19 protein-coding genes are annotated in these 15,521 nt (G+C 36.3%); 11 read left to right on the forward strand and 8 right to left on the reverse strand.

What is annotated here, in order from left to right; translation table 11 throughout:
- Nucleotides 1-5: 5 nt before the first annotated feature.
- Together CRS_RS01780 and CRS_RS01785 are read right to left on the reverse strand one after the other, a co-directional pair.
- On the reverse strand, nt 6-818 hold the full coding sequence (locus CRS_RS01780) for an enoyl-ACP reductase (protein WP_002979980.1): 813 nt from the start codon (nt 816-818) through the stop codon (nt 6-8).
- A 120-nt stretch (nt 819-938) separates the two neighbouring features.
- Entirely contained in the window at nt 939-1,238 is a 300-nt protein-coding gene (locus tag CRS_RS01785) for a hypothetical protein (protein WP_142722372.1), read from the reverse strand.
- A 139-nt stretch (nt 1,239-1,377) separates the two neighbouring features.
- Between CRS_RS01785 and CRS_RS01790 the strand changes: the two genes are divergently transcribed.
- From CRS_RS01790 to CRS_RS01800, 3 genes are all read left to right on the forward strand, one after another.
- Nucleotides 1,378-1,935: a DNA-3-methyladenine glycosylase I gene (locus CRS_RS01790; RefSeq protein ID WP_142722373.1), complete on the forward strand. Its 558-nt coding sequence runs from the start codon at nt 1,378-1,380 to the stop codon at nt 1,933-1,935.
- Between the two features lie 312 nt (nt 1,936-2,247).
- Nucleotides 2,248-3,468, forward strand: coding sequence for a hypothetical protein (locus tag CRS_RS01795; RefSeq protein WP_172616978.1), 1,221 nt, complete (start codon nt 2,248-2,250; stop codon nt 3,466-3,468).
- Between the two features lie 163 nt (nt 3,469-3,631).
- Nucleotides 3,632-4,393: an NAD-binding protein gene (locus tag CRS_RS01800; RefSeq protein WP_142722375.1), complete on the forward strand. Its 762-nt coding sequence runs from the start codon at nt 3,632-3,634 to the stop codon at nt 4,391-4,393.
- A 294-nt stretch (nt 4,394-4,687) separates the two neighbouring features.
- Here CRS_RS01800 and CRS_RS01805 read toward each other — a convergent pair whose 3' ends face one another.
- Complete coding sequence (locus CRS_RS01805; protein WP_142722376.1) at nt 4,688-5,542, reverse strand: nucleoside phosphorylase; 855 nt, start codon at nt 5,540-5,542, stop codon at nt 4,688-4,690.
- 21 nt (nt 5,543-5,563) lie between these two features.
- Complete coding sequence (locus CRS_RS01810) at nt 5,564-6,049, reverse strand: hypothetical protein (protein ID WP_142722377.1); 486 nt, start codon at nt 6,047-6,049, stop codon at nt 5,564-5,566.
- A gap of 365 nt (nt 6,050-6,414) precedes the next feature.
- Here CRS_RS01810 and CRS_RS24590 point away from each other — a divergent pair, with 365 nt between their 5' ends.
- Both CRS_RS24590 and CRS_RS24595 read left to right on the forward strand, forming a co-directional pair.
- On the forward strand, nt 6,415-6,660 hold the full coding sequence (locus CRS_RS24590; RefSeq protein WP_185150430.1) for a hypothetical protein: 246 nt from the start codon (nt 6,415-6,417) through the stop codon (nt 6,658-6,660).
- A gap of 23 nt (nt 6,661-6,683) precedes the next feature.
- The gene (locus CRS_RS24595) at nt 6,684-6,827 is read left to right on the forward strand and encodes a hypothetical protein (RefSeq protein WP_185150431.1); all 144 of its coding nucleotides are present in this window, start codon (nt 6,684-6,686) and stop codon (nt 6,825-6,827) included.
- Here the strand turns inward: CRS_RS24595 and CRS_RS01820 are convergent, their stop codons facing one another.
- The gene (locus CRS_RS01820) at nt 6,828-7,151 is read right to left on the reverse strand and encodes a translation initiation factor (protein WP_002979957.1); all 324 of its coding nucleotides are present in this window, start codon (nt 7,149-7,151) and stop codon (nt 6,828-6,830) included.
- Between the two features lie 313 nt (nt 7,152-7,464).
- Between CRS_RS01820 and gpmI the strand changes: the two genes are divergently transcribed.
- The 5 genes from gpmI (at nt 7,465) to CRS_RS01845 (ending at nt 12,320) form a co-directional block, all read left to right on the forward strand.
- Complete coding sequence (gene gpmI, locus CRS_RS01825; RefSeq protein ID WP_142722378.1) at nt 7,465-9,006, forward strand: 2,3-bisphosphoglycerate-independent phosphoglycerate mutase; 1,542 nt, start codon at nt 7,465-7,467, stop codon at nt 9,004-9,006.
- Nucleotides 9,007-9,155: 149 nt separating this feature from the next.
- Complete coding sequence (locus CRS_RS01830) at nt 9,156-10,133, forward strand: acyl-ACP desaturase (RefSeq protein WP_142722379.1); 978 nt, start codon at nt 9,156-9,158, stop codon at nt 10,131-10,133.
- Between the two features lie 97 nt (nt 10,134-10,230).
- A complete protein-coding gene (locus CRS_RS01835) occupies nt 10,231-10,662 on the forward strand; it encodes a BT0820 family HAD-type phosphatase (protein WP_142722380.1) in 432 nt (143 codons plus the stop codon).
- Between the two features lie 81 nt (nt 10,663-10,743).
- Complete coding sequence (gene map / locus CRS_RS01840; protein WP_002979947.1) at nt 10,744-11,553, forward strand: type I methionyl aminopeptidase; 810 nt, start codon at nt 10,744-10,746, stop codon at nt 11,551-11,553.
- Nucleotides 11,553-12,320, forward strand: a complete 768-nt coding sequence (locus tag CRS_RS01845; RefSeq protein WP_142722381.1) for a class I SAM-dependent methyltransferase — start codon at nt 11,553-11,555, stop codon at nt 12,318-12,320. Before map ends, CRS_RS01845 begins: the two co-directional genes overlap by 1 nt.
- Nucleotides 12,321-12,377: 57 nt before the next feature.
- On the opposite strand, the gene CRS_RS01850 is transcribed toward CRS_RS01845, so the two are convergent.
- From CRS_RS01850 to CRS_RS01860, 3 genes are all read right to left on the reverse strand, one after another.
- Nucleotides 12,378-13,088, reverse strand: a complete 711-nt coding sequence (locus tag CRS_RS01850; RefSeq protein WP_142722382.1) for a T9SS type A sorting domain-containing protein — start codon at nt 13,086-13,088, stop codon at nt 12,378-12,380.
- 154 nt (nt 13,089-13,242) lie between these two features.
- Nucleotides 13,243-13,575, reverse strand: a complete 333-nt coding sequence (locus CRS_RS01855; protein ID WP_002979942.1) for a multidrug efflux SMR transporter — start codon at nt 13,573-13,575, stop codon at nt 13,243-13,245.
- Nucleotides 13,576-13,851: 276 nt separating this feature from the next.
- A complete protein-coding gene (locus CRS_RS01860) occupies nt 13,852-14,415 on the reverse strand; it encodes a Crp/Fnr family transcriptional regulator (RefSeq protein WP_142722383.1) in 564 nt (187 codons plus the stop codon).
- 225 nt (nt 14,416-14,640) lie between these two features.
- Here CRS_RS01860 and era point away from each other — a divergent pair, with 225 nt between their 5' ends.
- On the forward strand, nt 14,641-15,516 hold the full coding sequence (gene era, locus CRS_RS01865) for a GTPase Era (RefSeq protein ID WP_142722384.1): 876 nt from the start codon (nt 14,641-14,643) through the stop codon (nt 15,514-15,516).
- The last annotated feature ends 5 nt before the right edge of the window (nt 15,517-15,521 follow it).

The following is a 15,521-nucleotide window of genomic DNA, read 5'->3' on the forward strand; positions in this document are numbered from 1 at the left end:
GTTCGTTATTTTTCAGTATCATATTTGCTGATCACTTTCTGAGTAACCCCTGAGCTGCTGAAACCTCCATCGTGGAAAAGATTCTGCATCGTTACCTTTTTAGTAAGATCAGAGAATAAAGTTACACAGTAGTCTGCACATTCAAGAGCTGTAGCATTTCCTAGCGGAGACATATCTTCAGCATATCCAAGGAATCCTCCGAAACCTTTCACTCCGCTACCGGCAGTAGTCATTGTAGGAGACTGAGAAACTGTGTTGACACGCACTTTTCTTTCTCCCCAATAGTTTCCGAAAGTTCTTGCGATACTTTCCAGATACGCTTTATTGTCAGACATATCATTGTAATCCGGGAATGTTCTCTGAGCAGCGATATAAGTAAGTGCCAAAATACTTCCCCATTCATTCATACAGTCTTTTTCCCAGGCTACACGCATTACTTTGTGGAAAGAAACCGCTGAAATGTCCCAGCCTTTTTCCAACCAGTCGTAATTCATTTCCGTATAATGTTTTCCTTTTCTTACGTTGATAGACATTCCGATAGAGTGAAGGATAAAGTCGATTTTTCCAAATTTTGCAACAGCGGCATCAAAAAGTTTTTCAAGATCTTCTACAGAAGTAGCATCAGCACCTATTACTTCAGAACCCGTTTTTTCTGCTAAACCATTAAGTTCTCCCATTCTCAATGCGATAGGTGCATTGGATAAGATAAATTCAGCACCTTCTTCATGGCATCTTTCAGCAACTTTCCATGCGATAGATTGTTCATTAAGGGCTCCAAAAATAATTCCCTTTTTGCCTTTAAGTAAACCGTATGACATAATTTTTTAATGTTTATTATAATACAAATGTAACAATAATTGTGCTTATGGCATAATAAAAAATGGAGCCTTAGCAATTTAAGGCTCCATTTTATTGAAAATATTTATATGACTGAAATACTAATTGGTTTTCTTGTTCCATTCTGCCTTTACATCTTCTGCTGCATCTTTCGTTTTTTCCCATGCTTCATCCGCTTTATCTTTAATATCTTCCCAGGCATCGGATACATTAGCTTTTACCCTGTCTAGCCAGTCTTCCTGGCTGGCCTCCTGATCATGATCCCTTTTTTCATTGATATAATCTTTGGCCCTGTCTGCCAATTCATTGATTTTCCATTGGGCTTTATCTGCTGCATTCTGTAAAGAGTTTTCTACATTATTGACTGCATTTTCCGCTTTGTTATACTCTGAATTGTTCATAATAATATAATTTAAGTTTGGTATCAGTAATTAAACAATAACCATTCCTAAAACCGAGAACCTTTGTTAAACTTTTCATAATCTTTTGTTATTTTTTTCCAAATCAGTAGTAACTTTAACACTATAAAATATGATAATTATGGAAAAAATTCGTTGCGGCTGGTGTGAAAAGGACGATCTCTACAGGAAGTATCATGATGAAGAGTGGGGAAGACCGGTCTATGATGATGAAACCATATTTGAATTCCTGATTCTGGAAAGTTTTCAGGCTGGATTAAGCTGGTACACTATTTTATCTAAACGGGATAATTTCAGAAAAGCATTTGATCATTTTGATTACAGAAAGATAGCTACCTATTCTGAAAAAAAGATAGAAGAACTGATGGATGATTCAGGTATTATAAGAAACAGACTGAAAATCCTGTCAGCAATTACCAATGCTCAAAAATTTATGGAAATTCAGAAGGAGTTCGGAAGCTTTTCCAAATATATATGGAGCTTCATTGAAGGAAAGCCGATTGATAACAGTCCTGAAAAGTTGTCTGATATTCCTGCCACTACCGAAGTTTCTGACCGTATTTCCAGAGAACTTAAGAAAAGAGGATTTAAATTTGTTGGTTCTACAGTAATTTATGCCCATATGCAGGCTACCGGAATGGTAAATGATCACTTAAAAAGCTGTTTTGTCAGGAAATAATTTTTGAATTTTATTCAAATTTCGGTGATGTTTTTTATTAATAATATAATTTAAAAAATTAAGCGATAAATTAGAAAAATCTTGAAATACTGATGAATGCCTTGTTTTATAACTTGCTGATATTTAAACAATTTTCATAGTATTGTGAATTGATTTTATTTTAATCACTTTTGTGTGGTTTTAATTATTAAGTTTTCAATAAAATTATTGTATTTGTTGAAAATTCGTATATTTGCACCCGTGAAAAACGCAATGATGCAAAATAGATATAAATTTCAGTACATTTTTCTTTTATTATTTATCAGTTGTTTAATGTATGGTCAGGTTGGGATCGGAATATCTAATCCGGCCGCTTCTGCAATGCTTCATGTGAATGCAGATAATAAAGGAGTACTTCTTCCCAGTGTTGCACTGACCTCCACTACAGATAATATTACCGTTCCTTCACCGGCGGATGGACTTATAGTCTGGAATAACGGAAACGCTACCCTGAAAGATATAGGCTTTTATTACTGGTTCGAGTCAAAATGGAATAAAATTCTGGCCAATGGTGGAAATACCACTAAAACAGAGGATGGAACAACCTGGAACCTTTCTGGTACAAATGTCGGAAATTATGGAGGAGCCGGTACAACTTTGGCTTTAGGGACAAAAACATATGATGATTTAATTTTTAAAGTCAATGCGCAGACAGCAGGAAGATTGGGTGTTGATAATTCTGTAAGCCTTGGAATAGGATCAGCAGCAGGACAGAATGGGATTGCTATTGGAAGCTCAAGCTCTGCATTTATGGGAATTTCAATAGGTAATGCTACCGTAGTTTCAGGGAATGAAGCACTGGCCATAGGAAACAAGTCTACCGCTGATGGATTCCGATCTACAGCAATAGGATATCATGCCCAAACCAGTAAAAATGAATCCGTGGCGATGGGGAATAATTCTTCTGCAGATGGATTTCAGTCTATTGCATTGGGATACAACGCAAAAACGAATACAAATAGTGAAACTGCCTTAGGATATAATGCCGTGACCAATAGTCAGAACTCAACGGCTTTAGGTTCAGAAGCTAATGCGTTGGGACAATATTCAACAGCAGTAGGATATGGAGCAGCTACTTCACAGGCCAATGCCATAGTGTTGGGGAATAATAATGCAAATGTAGGTATTGGTACAGGTGCTCCGAATACCTCTGCGAGACTGGATGTCAACGGAAAGTTTAAATTGGGAGAGAAAGGAAGTGTGCAGAAAAATCAAATCAGTTTTGAAGCATGGCCGGGAATATCGATCAATAATTTGCAGCCTGGAAAATCTACTACCATAGAAATTCCGGTTCCGGGAGGATATGAACCGGGATCTACCAGGGCTGTTGTAGTAGTTTCTCCGGCAGGAGACTTTGCCGGAAATTCATCATTTTCTATTTCAAATCCAAGGATGACATCTGTTTCCAGTATTACAATTAATCTCACTAATATTTCCGGGAGTGCCAGCAGTTTATATTCAGGACATTTTTATGTAATGATCAATGAGTTTTAAATAATAGTTTTTTTATATAGTTGATTTGGTGTTAGGACTTTCGTTTTTCGGAAGTCTTTTTTTTATTTCCAGCTTTTAAATGCTGATTTTAATTGGATTCTTTTTAGATAAAAAAGGTAAATAGATTATTTTTGTAATGTTTAAAGAAAAATCCTTTTGGTATATGAAGAAAATAGGAATTATTGGTTATGGCTGGGTGGGCGAGAGAATCGCATCCAATTTCACAGGAAAATATACAATATCAGCAACCACGACTACACAGAGCAAAGCAGATGATCTGAATTATAAAGGGATACATGCTGTTGTAGCTTCTTTTCCGGATTATCAATTGGCTGAATCCATTTCGCAATGGAACGAAGCTAAAGATGCTGATGTTTTGATTATTACAATTCCTGTTTCTGAAAAAAGCTGTTGTGTAAGCTCCTTATATAATAGGATTCAGAATATGTCTGCATTTATCGGGGATTTTAAAGGACAGATGTTTCTGATGAGTTCTACAGGCGTTTATCCCGATCTTCAAAAAGATTTTACAGAAGAAGATATTCCTTTGGAGAGTGTTTCAGGAGAAAGAATGCTTAGAAGCAAATATCCTCAGCTCAATATTCTGAGATTGGGTGGTCTGATGGGTGACAACAGGCTTTTGAAAAATTATAATGTAGAAAATCTGGATCATGCCGTGAACCATATTCATTATGCTGATACCGGCGGGATTATCTCAGAAATGATTGAGCAGAAAACTGAAGCTAAATTATACAATGTAACGGCTCTGATTCATCCTTCGAAAAGTCAGGTAATCAATGCACAGAAAGGTATTCCGAATGAAGAAGAATTTGAAGTGAAAGGGAAGAAGGTTTTGTCTTCAAAGCTGGTTTCAGAGCTGGGTTACGTATTTCAGTATCCGGATCCTAGAACTTTTCATTTATAATTGTTGATTGTTGTTTCGTTCATTTTCACATGCTGAATTTCTTTTGACAACTATGTCATTCCGCAGAAATCTCCATCCTGTTTTTACTGTGTTTATTTGGAATCCTAGGGAATGACAGGTGAGTGGTAAGTTCATTCATCGTAAAATGAATAAGATCCTACAATACAAATTCAATAGGAACGGGCTTTAGCCCGTTTTCAAAATAAATAAAATTCCATCGGCTTTAGCCAAAACCTAATAAAAAACCTCCGGAAAAATTTTCCGGAGGTTTTATTTGTATAATAAATAAAATAATTACTTAATAATTCTTTCCAATACCCATTCAATAAGGTTTTTCTCAGAAGCATGATGGTCTGCAGAGAATTCTCCACGTCTTCTGTTGGCAATAACGTTATTTACGGTAATGGCCTTGTGCCCTAATAATTTTGAAAGAGCATAGATGGCAGAAGTTTCCATTTCAAAGTTGGTGATCCCAAGATCATTCAATGTTTCAAGGAATTGATCATCTACTGCTTTTAAACGAAGCTGTCTTCCCTGTGGCGCATAGAATCCCGGGAAGGTTGCTGTATTTCCGTGGTATTTGGCATCTTTATAATATTCGCCCATTTCCTCAGCCCAGTCTGAGAAGTAAAGCATTGGCTTGATTCTTTCGTAAGGGAATCTTTCCAGGAAGCTTTTAGAAAATTCATTCTCGAAGTGGTAGTCCTGATAGAAGTGCATCAGCCCGTCTAACCCTACTACATTCTGAGTGACAAGCATATTGTCTACCTGTACATCCGGGTTTACACTTCCACATGTTCCCATACGGAAAAGTTCAAGGGCTTTGTGTTCTGTTTTAAACTCTTTGTTTTTAAGGTCGATATTCACCAAAGCATCCAGTTCGTTCATCACGATATCGATGTTTTCAGTTCCGATCCCCGTTGACATTACGGTAATTCTTTCTCCACGAAGCGTTCCTGTATGAGTATAAAATTCCCTTTTATTTTTTTTAATTTCTACTGTATCAAAGTATTTTGAAACTTTTGCCACTCTGTCAGGATCACCTACAAGGATGATTTTGTCAGCAATGTCTTCAGGTAAAAGATTCAGGTGGTATACACTTCCGTCTTCATTCAGAACAAGTTCTGAGGCAGCAAGTTTGTTTAGCATAATATGTATATTTTTTGTTTTTTAATTAATGATAATAGCGTCTTTATATGGTGATGCCATAACCTCATAGATGTCATTATATTCTTCTACAATTCTTTTCTGACCATTCATTATCTCATATACAGTAACGACGGTTTTTTCAATATTTTTAGGATCTTTCCTCTGTGATGTGATTTCATAGAAATGATCATCTTTTTTCAGAACAGAAATCAGTTCTTCCTTCGTTGAATTGTTGGAAGTCATCATTCCGGGAAACTCTGCAACAATATCTTTCAGGTCCGAATAGTTTTTATAAGGTTTGGTCACCCCATTGGAATACACATATACATTAGGAATGTTTTTATCTTTTTCCAGGCGGACCAGATAATAATCAGAGCCTCTTTTTTCAGCATATACAGCCATTTCCTGCGGTTTTCCGGATTGTTTTTCCGGTTGTTTTTTCTTTTGTGAAAAGGCGGTCAGAGAAAGGAAACTTGCTGCAACAGCAAACCATAGTTTTGTTTTCATACTTTTATTTTAGTTTTTTTGATGTGTTGAATTTAATTTAAAAATCCTCTCCCCATAATCTCCCGCCATTATTTTCCGGTATTTCGAAAAACCGTTTTTCAGAATAATGAATTTTGATTTTCGGGGTTTAAAATTAGTGAAAAATATGATACCGGAAATATAAACATTATTTAAACTGTCATTAAAACATAAATAATATCAGATTTACAGCTTTGCCGTTAAAATTCATGAGATCTTATCCACTGCTGATGATGATCCTTCTGAACAGGATTTACAGTAATGTCCTTTAATCGTGTTTATAAAGGAAAATAAACCGAAAATGGCCTTACAAGTATTAATCCTAATCCTGCAAAAATTCAGAACTTATGGGCAGTACCAATAACCTGGATACTTTTCCAGAAGCCCTTATGGAGATTCCGGTACTTGAAGAAATTAATCTTCAGGGAAACCAGGTCAATGACCTTGGAAATTTGTCTTTTCCGGAAAACCTAAAATATCTTGAATTGCAGCAGAATGCCATCATCAGGCTGTCGGAAAATCTTTTCAAATCAAGACGTCCTGAATTTCTGAATGTAAACGGAAATCATATCACAGAATATCACCCAAAGTAAAAGGGCTGAAAAGTATTATCAGCATGAACCTGGTTCATAATAACCTGAAAGACATTCCTGTAGAAATCAAACAGCCTGAAAGCCCTGATTCTTACAGGAAACCCTATAGAAATTCTATGATTGAAAATTTAAAAACCATGCTGGCGGAAACCCGGATCTATTTCTAACTATCCGCCGACACGTTTGGTTTTATATCCCATTTCTTTAAGGATATTCATTATTTTATCACGGTTATCTCCCTGAATGATAATCGTTCCGTCTTTCTCAGAGCCACCTATACCCAGGGTGGTTTTTATTTTCTTTGAGATTTTTTTCAGGTCTTCCTCACTGCCTTCCCAGCCTTCAACAATCGTTACGGGCTTACCATTCCTTCCTTTTTTCTCAAACTTGCATACCAAAGGCTCTTTTTGCTTGAATTCTTCTTCAGGCATTTCAAAATCCTGCTCTTCATGATCAGGAAAAAGGTTCTTCAATTGATCTCGTAAATCCATAGAGCAAAATTAAAAAGATTTACCGATTAATAAATGAAAATTGAGCTGAAATTTTCATTTTAAAAAGTAGTATTGAATCTGGATAAAAACTCATAAAAATTCCGGGATGAATATTATCTAATTAATTCATATCAGGTTTAAAAATCTTATATGGATTGTAACTTAAAGAAATTTTAATCTTTAATTTTTTATAAAAACTTAGATGGCCTTACTTAATAGGATTCTTATTTTAAAGAATACATAAAATTCAGGACTTCAAATTCTTCTATTCATAGGAAATTAGGTAAATTTGTATAACAAAAGTTTTTACAAAATGTCAAAAAAAGCAATACTGGCCATTCTTGACGGATGGGGATTGGGAACAAACCCTGACGTTTCTGCAATAGATAAAGCAAATACACCATTCATAGACAGCTGTTACCAGAAATTTCCACATACTACGCTTGAAGCAAGCGGATTAGCTGTAGGCTTACCGGCCGGACAGATGGGAAACTCTGAAGTAGGACACATGAACCTGGGAGCCGGAAGAGTGGTTTACCAAAACCTCGTAAAACTGAATATGGCGGTTGAAAACGGTACATTGGGACAGGAAAAAGTCATTCAGGATGCTTTTGATTATGCTAAGAAAGAAAATAAAAAAGTACACTTTATCGGATTGGTTTCCAATGGAGGAGTACACTCGCATATCAATCACCTCAAGGGGTTACTTACTGCTGCCAAAGAATCCGGATTGAATGAAAATGTTTTTGTTCATGCATTTACCGATGGAAGGGACTGTGATCCGCATTCAGGATTAGGATTTATTGAGGAGCTTCAGAAACATATGGAAGCAACTACAGGAAAACTGGCAACAGTAGTGGGAAGATATTATGCAATGGACAGGGACAAAAGATGGGAGCGCGTAAAGCTGGCCTACGATGCCCTTGTAGAAGGGATAGGAGAGCAGTCAACAGATGCTCTGGCAGCGATTAAAGCTTCATATGATAATAATGTGACTGATGAGTTTTTGAAACCCATCATTTTAATGAATACTACAGCGACAGGAAATGTTGTCCCTGTTGCAAAAATCATCGATAATGATGTGGTGATCTGTTTCAACTTCCGTACAGACAGAGGCCGGGAAATTACAGAAGTTCTTTCTCAGAAGGACTTCCCGGAATACGGAATGAAGAAGCTGAACCTTTACTATATTACATTGACAAATTATGATAAAACATTCCAGAATGTACAGGTCGTTTTTGATGAAAATGTATTGACAGAAACAATGGGTGAAGTTCTTGAAAAAAATGGTAAAACCCAGATCAGAATCGCAGAAACGGAGAAATATCCTCACGTTACTTTCTTCTTTTCAGGAGGAAGAGAACAGGAATTTGAAGGGGAAAAAAGACTGTTATGTCCAAGCCCGAAAGATGTTCCTACTTATGATTTAAAACCGGAAATGTCAGCATATGATATTACCAATGCTATCGTACCGGAACTGGAACAGGGAACTGCTGATTTTGTATGTCTGAATTTTGCCAATACAGATATGGTAGGACATACAGGCGTTTTTGAAGCGGCTGTAAAAGCTGCTGAAGTTGTAGATCAGTGTATTGAAAAAGTCGCAACGGCTGCTTATGAAAATGGATATGCTGTTTTCATCCTTGCTGATCATGGGAACTCTGATGTAATGATCAATGCAGACGGTACTCCAAATACACAGCACTCTACCAATCTTGTCCCTTTTATCGTGATGGATAAAGACCATACCTGGAATTTAAAACCTGGAAAACTGGGAGATGTAGCCCCTACGATCCTTAAAGTAATGGGGGTTGAAAAACCAGATGCTATGACAGGTGAAGTTTTGGTTAATTAAAATTCAGAAATATCTTGATAAAAATGCCGTTATCGCTTTATAACGGCATTTTTTTTATGATTTATGTCAGATAAAGTATGAGTTGCATACTTTATTATGCGCCAAATAATAAATAAATCATATCTTTGTAAATTAAAACTGAATAGTAAATGTATCAAAAGCTTGTTAGGAAAGAAGTAATGGGAATATTGGAAAAGGAAGTGAGTTCTTTTCTTGATAAATTTTTAACGCCAATTGAAAAAATTTGGCAGCCTTCCGATTATTTGCCAGATCCATCGAGCGAAGAATTTAAACATGATCTAGAAGAGATTCAGACTTTTGCCCGTGAAATGCCTTATGATCTTTTTGTAACATTGATCGGAGACTGTATTACAGAAGAAGCTCTTCCTTCATATGAGTCCTGGCTGATGGGTGTTGACGGAATCAATCAGGAAGAAAAAGTAGGATGGGCAAACTGGGTAAGAGCGTGGACAGCTGAGGAAAACAGACACGGAGATTTATTAAACAAATATCTTTATCTGTGTGGGAGAGTAAACATGAGAGAAGTTGAAATTACCACTCAATATCTTATCAACGACGGCTTCGATTTGGGGACAAGTATGGACCCTTACAGAAACTTTATTTACACCAGTTTCCAGGAAACTGCAACCAATATCTCTCACAGAAGAGTAGGTACGCTGGCCAAACAGTCCGGAAACGGAAAGCTGGCAAAAATGTGCGGTGTCATTGCTGCGGATGAAGCCAGACATGCTAAAGCATACAAGCATTTCGTAGCAAAAATCCTTGAAATAGATCCTTCAGAAATGATTCTTGCATTTGAAGATATGATGCGTAAGAAAATTGTCATGCCTGCTCACTTAATGAGGCAGTCAGGACAAAAAGCTGGTGAACTTTGGGGACATTTCTCAGATGCTGCACAAAGATGTATGGTGTATACAGGCCAGGATTATATCAATATTATGAAAGATCTTTTGGATGAATGGAAAATTGAGCATGTAAAAGGACTTACAGAAAAAGCAGAAAAAGCACAGGAATACCTGATGAAACTGCCTGCAAGACTTCAGAAGATCACAGACAGGGTTTCTACTCCGGATCTTCAGTTCCAGTTTAGCTGGGTAAAGAGTTAATAAGAACTTTATTATATTTAAATATAAAAGTATTGAGTGCCTTTCTTTTTGGCACTCTTTTTATTTCTTATCTTTGCAAAGCTAAAATAAGAACAAAATGTTAAATAATAAAAAGATTGCTGTTGACTTTGACGGGACTATTGTTGATGATGCTTACCCGGCAATTGGAAAACCGAAAACTTTCGCTTTCGAAACATTAAAGAGGCTTCAGGCTGAAGGATTCAGACTTATTCTTTGGACATACAGACACGGAAAAACATTAGATGAAGCCGTAGAATTCTGCAAAAAGAATGGAATAGAGTTTTACGCAGTGAATTCAAGTTTTGAAGGAGAAGTTTTTGATTCTGAAACGCAATCCAGAAAATTAGATGCTGATTGGTTTATTGATGACAGAAATCTTGGGGGATTCCCGGGTTGGGGTGAAATCTATCACATCATTCAGGAAAGAATAGAATTCCGTGTAGAAGGAAAAGAAGTTCTTGCCTATTCAAAACTTAAAAAAGAAAAGAAAAAAGGACTTTTCTGGTAGTAATATAACAATTTAGCAGTGTTCCAATTCATGAATAAGTATGGTTACACTGATACATTAATACATTGGTAAATTAATACAATGATTCAATTAAAAACGATAGACGAATTACGTCTGATGAAGGAGAGTGCCCGTCTGGTTTCTAAAACATTGGGAATGTTGGCAAAAGAAATTAAACCGGGGATCACAACTTTATATTTAGATAAACTGGCACATGACTTTATTAAAGACCATGGTGCTGAGCCTGCATTCTTAGGATATGGAGGGTTCCCGAATTCCCTGTGTATCTCTCCGAATGAGCAGGTAGTTCATGGCTTTCCAAACAACGATGTAGTAAAAGAAGGAGATGTCCTTTCTGTAGACTGTGGAGTTATTCTGAACGGTTTTGTGGGAGATCACGCTTATACTTTTGAAATCGGGGAAGTAAAGCCGGAAGTTAAAAAATTACTACAGGTAACCAAGGAATCTCTATATAAGGGGATTGAACAGTGTATCAGAGGAAAAAGAATCGGAGATATCTCCCATGCCATCCAGGCACACTGTGAAAAAGAAGGCTATGGAGTAGTGAGGGAGCTTGTAGGGCATGGTCTGGGAAGAAAAATGCACGAAGATCCGCAGGTTCCTAATTATGGAAGACAGGGAAGTGGAAAAGTAATCAAAGACGGTCTGGCAATTGCTATTGAACCGATGGTTAATATGGGAACTGAAAAAGTAAAATTCCATAATGATGGCTGGACAGTAACTACCCTTGATAATATGCCATCTGCTCACTTTGAACATGATGTTGCAGTGATCAATGGTAAACCGGTATTGCTTTCAACATTCGAATATGTATACGAAGCTTTAGGCATTGTAAGTGATGAAGAAAAGCAGTTCCAACTGGATTTTTAATGAAAAAGGTAACTAAGCTTTTACTGAATAAAATTCCACGTCCGATGCTTATTAAAATGAGCATCTGGGCAAGACCTCTCATTTACCAGTTTTTCAAAGGAGATCAGTTCTATGATCCTATTGATGGAAGATCTTACAGAAAATTTCTTCCGTATGGATATGGAAAACAAAGAGAAAATGCGCTGTCGCCAGGGACTCTTAGTTTGGAAAGACACCGTCAGATGTGGCTGTACCTTCAGAATGAGACTGATTTTTTTATTAAAAATTATAAAGTTCTGCATATTGCTCCCGAACAGGAATTTTTAAGAAAATTCAAGAGAATGAGTAACCTGAACTATATCTCAGCAGATTTGTATTCTCCCATTGTAGATGTGAAGGCTGATATTCTTGATCTACCTTTTGAAAATGACAGTTTTGACATTATTTTCTGCAACCACGTTCTGGAGCATATTGAAGATGATGCAAAAGCAATGAGCGAGTTGTATAGAGTAATGAAGCCCGGAGGATGGGGAATCCTTCAGGTTCCCATGAAAAATTCTCTGGAGCAGACCTATGAAGATTTTACTATTAAAGATCCCAAAGAACGTCAGAAACACTTTGGACAGTACGATCACGTCCGTTGGTATGGTATGGATTATTTTGAGCGCTTAAGAAAAGCAGGTTTCGAAACAGAACCGAATTTCTACTCACAGAAATTCTCTGAAGAAGAAATTAAAAAATACGGGTTAAGACATAATGAAATTTTACCGGTAGTTTATAAAAAATAAAATAAAGCCCGTTTCAATCATTGAAACGGGCTTTTATATAATAGGATATGTCCTGTTTTATTCTTTGATAAAAGGATAGGACTTGTAATTTTCTACTGATACAATATATTGTCCTTTATGTAGGCTGCTTGTATCAATTGATATTTTACTGCCACTGGTTGTCGTTTCCAGTACTAATTTGCCCGAAAGATCAAAAATTTTAAGAGGAAGGTTTTTCTCAACATTTTCAATGTTTAAAACTTCTTTTACAGGATTTGGATATGTTTTGAAAGTTTTCTTTACAGCTTCTGTTTCTTTAGTACTCAGCTGTGCGGTATTGTTATAGTATACCTTGTTTCCTGATGGATCCGTAATGATCAGCGTCTTTACATTGCCGTTGGTTATTATTTGGTAACTGTAAATTGATGCATAGGCTCCTAAAACATAAGTATCACAGTTTTTCTGATCATAGGCCCGAACAGGTCCCGCATTTCCTCCATTATAAAACAAAAGTGTACATGAACTGGCTGTTTTAATAAGATTGTTACTCCCAGGCATAACTCCAAAACTCATCATCGATGTGTTATAATATCTGGAATTGATAACATAGCTGGTACCCCCTGCTGAATTGAATGTGGTAGCAGGCACTCCATTGTCTATTAAAGGTGTATTGGTTGTCTGTCCGCTGCTTGTAACCATCTTGGAAATATACCAGTTGTTGGACAGTAATTCAGCGGTTTGCTGGGCAGTCAAAACGCTGCTCGCTAAAAGGAATAATAATTTCTTCATAGTTAAAAGTTTCCGGCAAAGATATAAAAGAATTTGTTCTTCCTTATTTGTTTTGTCAGGATAATTAGAAATGAAAATGTGAAATAAACAAAAAACCGCCTTCAGTGGTGAAGACGGTTTTCCATTTTTAGATATTGATAAAAGTTTATGCGTTTTAATGTGATGAAGATACTGCTTTCAGGCCAACCACAGAACCGATCAGTGTTACAATAAAAAATATTCTCCAAAAACTGACAGGATCCTTAAAGAAAATAATTCCCATTAAAGCAGTTCCTACAGCTCCAATCCCTGTCCATACAGCATATGCCGTACCGATAGGTAAAGTTTGGGTTGCCTTGATCAGTAAAAGCATACTGATTGTCATCGTTACCAGAAATCCTGCAAACCAATAATAGGATTCTGTTCCGGAAGTCTCTTTTGCTTTTCCCAGGCATGATGCAAACGCCACTTCAAACAATCCGGCTACAATTAAGATAATCCAATTCATTTTTTCATTTTTTTCTACTGCAAATTTCAGAATTTCACAGAAGAAAAAATTTTACAATTGTTAAAAAATGAAGATGGTTGTATAGAAGGAATATGGAAGAAGGAAAGATGGAAGTTCGAGGAGGGAAGAAAAAAACAGCAGATATATCAATATCAATATCAATATCAATAAGGGCGGACTTTAGTCCACTCTCACTATAAAAATCATACCTCAGGCTTTAGCCGAAACATAAGAATTTTTAAATATTTCAATTCTTCAATCTTTGAATTTTAAAATTTATTTTATTTCTGCCCGAATTCTGCTTAAACTTACTTGTGTAATGCCCAGATAAGACGCAATATAGCCCAGCTGGACTCTTTTAAGCAAGTCAGGTTGATAAGCAATAATATCTTTATACCGTTCCAGAGAAGTTTTAAACTGCCTTGAAATAATCAGTTCTTCAGATTTTATCATTTCTGCTTCTGCCAGCTTTCGTCCCCAGTTGGCAATATGAATGTCTTCATTAAAAAGCTTTTTGAGCTGCTCCGTTTCCATTCTGTAAAGATCACAGTCTTCAAGAAGTTCAATACTTTCATAGCCGGGTTTGTCTTCTACATAGCTTTTCATAGAGAGAATGCACTGGCCTTCACTTCCGAACCAGAATGTAATATCATTATCAGATGTTGATGAGTATGCACGGGCAATTCCTTTTCTTATAAAATAAAGATAGGGGATCACCTTATCAGCCTCCATCAGGCAAAATCCTTTTGGATGAGAAACTTCGGAGATATGTTCCTTTAAACTGTTTTTTGATGCTTCAGGCAGAACGAAGATCTGATCAAGAATCTGGTCTATATTCATAAAGATGAATTCTAATATTCAAAAATATCAGTTTTAGGTAATGCAATACAAATTATCTGAGCCTTTTTACAGGTATGAGAAAAAATATCAATCACGAATTCCTTTCAAATTTCCTTTATTACAGATATTTAAATGGATATAATTCTCTTTTGCTCTTTAAAAATTAAGATTAACAGTAAAGACCAGTTTTGTTTTATTAACTTTGCAGTTCGTAATATTATTTTTATGCACAAAGCTGGATTTGTAAATATAGTCGGAAAGCCCAATGCGGGAAAATCAACACTGCTCAACCAATTGATGGGAGAGAAGCTGGCGATTGTAACGCAGAAAGCGCAGACAACCCGTCACAGAATTTTTGGTATTTATAATGAAGATGACCTTCAGATTGTATTTTCTGATACTCCGGGAGTATTGGATCCAAAATACGGGCTGCAGGAAAAAATGATGGATTTTGTAAAAGACTCCCTGCAGGATGCTGATGTTTTCCTGTTCATTGTAGATGTTACTGATAAGGCAGAACCATCAGAATTTTTAATTGATAAGCTGAATAAAATTCCTGTACCAGTACTTCTTTTACTCAACAAAGTGGACCAGACCGATCAGGCAGGTCTTGAAAAATTGGTAGAAGACTGGCACAACAGAATTCCGAAGGCTGAAATTCTGCCTATTTCTGCCCTGAATGCCTTCAATACAGAGGTTATTCTTCCTAAAATAAAATCATTACTTCCTGAGAACCCTCCTTACTATGATAAGGATCAGTTCACAGATAAGCCAGAAAGATTTTTTGTAAACGAGGCAATCCGTGAGAAAATCCTTTTGAATTATGATAAAGAAATTCCATATTCTGTAGAAGTTGTTACTGAGCAGTTTAAAGAAAAAGAAGGAATTATTTTCATAGATTCTATTATTTATGTAGAAAGAGATACCCAGAAAGGAATTATTATCGGGCACAAAGGAGAAGCTATCAAAAAAGTGGGAACTGAAGCAAGACTGGACCTCGAGAAGTTTTTCACCAAGAAAATTCACCTTAATCTTTTTGTAAAAGTGAAAAAAGACTGGAGAAAGAACGACAGAGATCTTAAAAACTTCGGTTACCGATAAACTAA

This window comes from Chryseobacterium sp. ON_d1 (assembly GCF_006829085.1).
GTDB lineage: Bacteria > Bacteroidota > Bacteroidia > Flavobacteriales > Weeksellaceae > Chryseobacterium.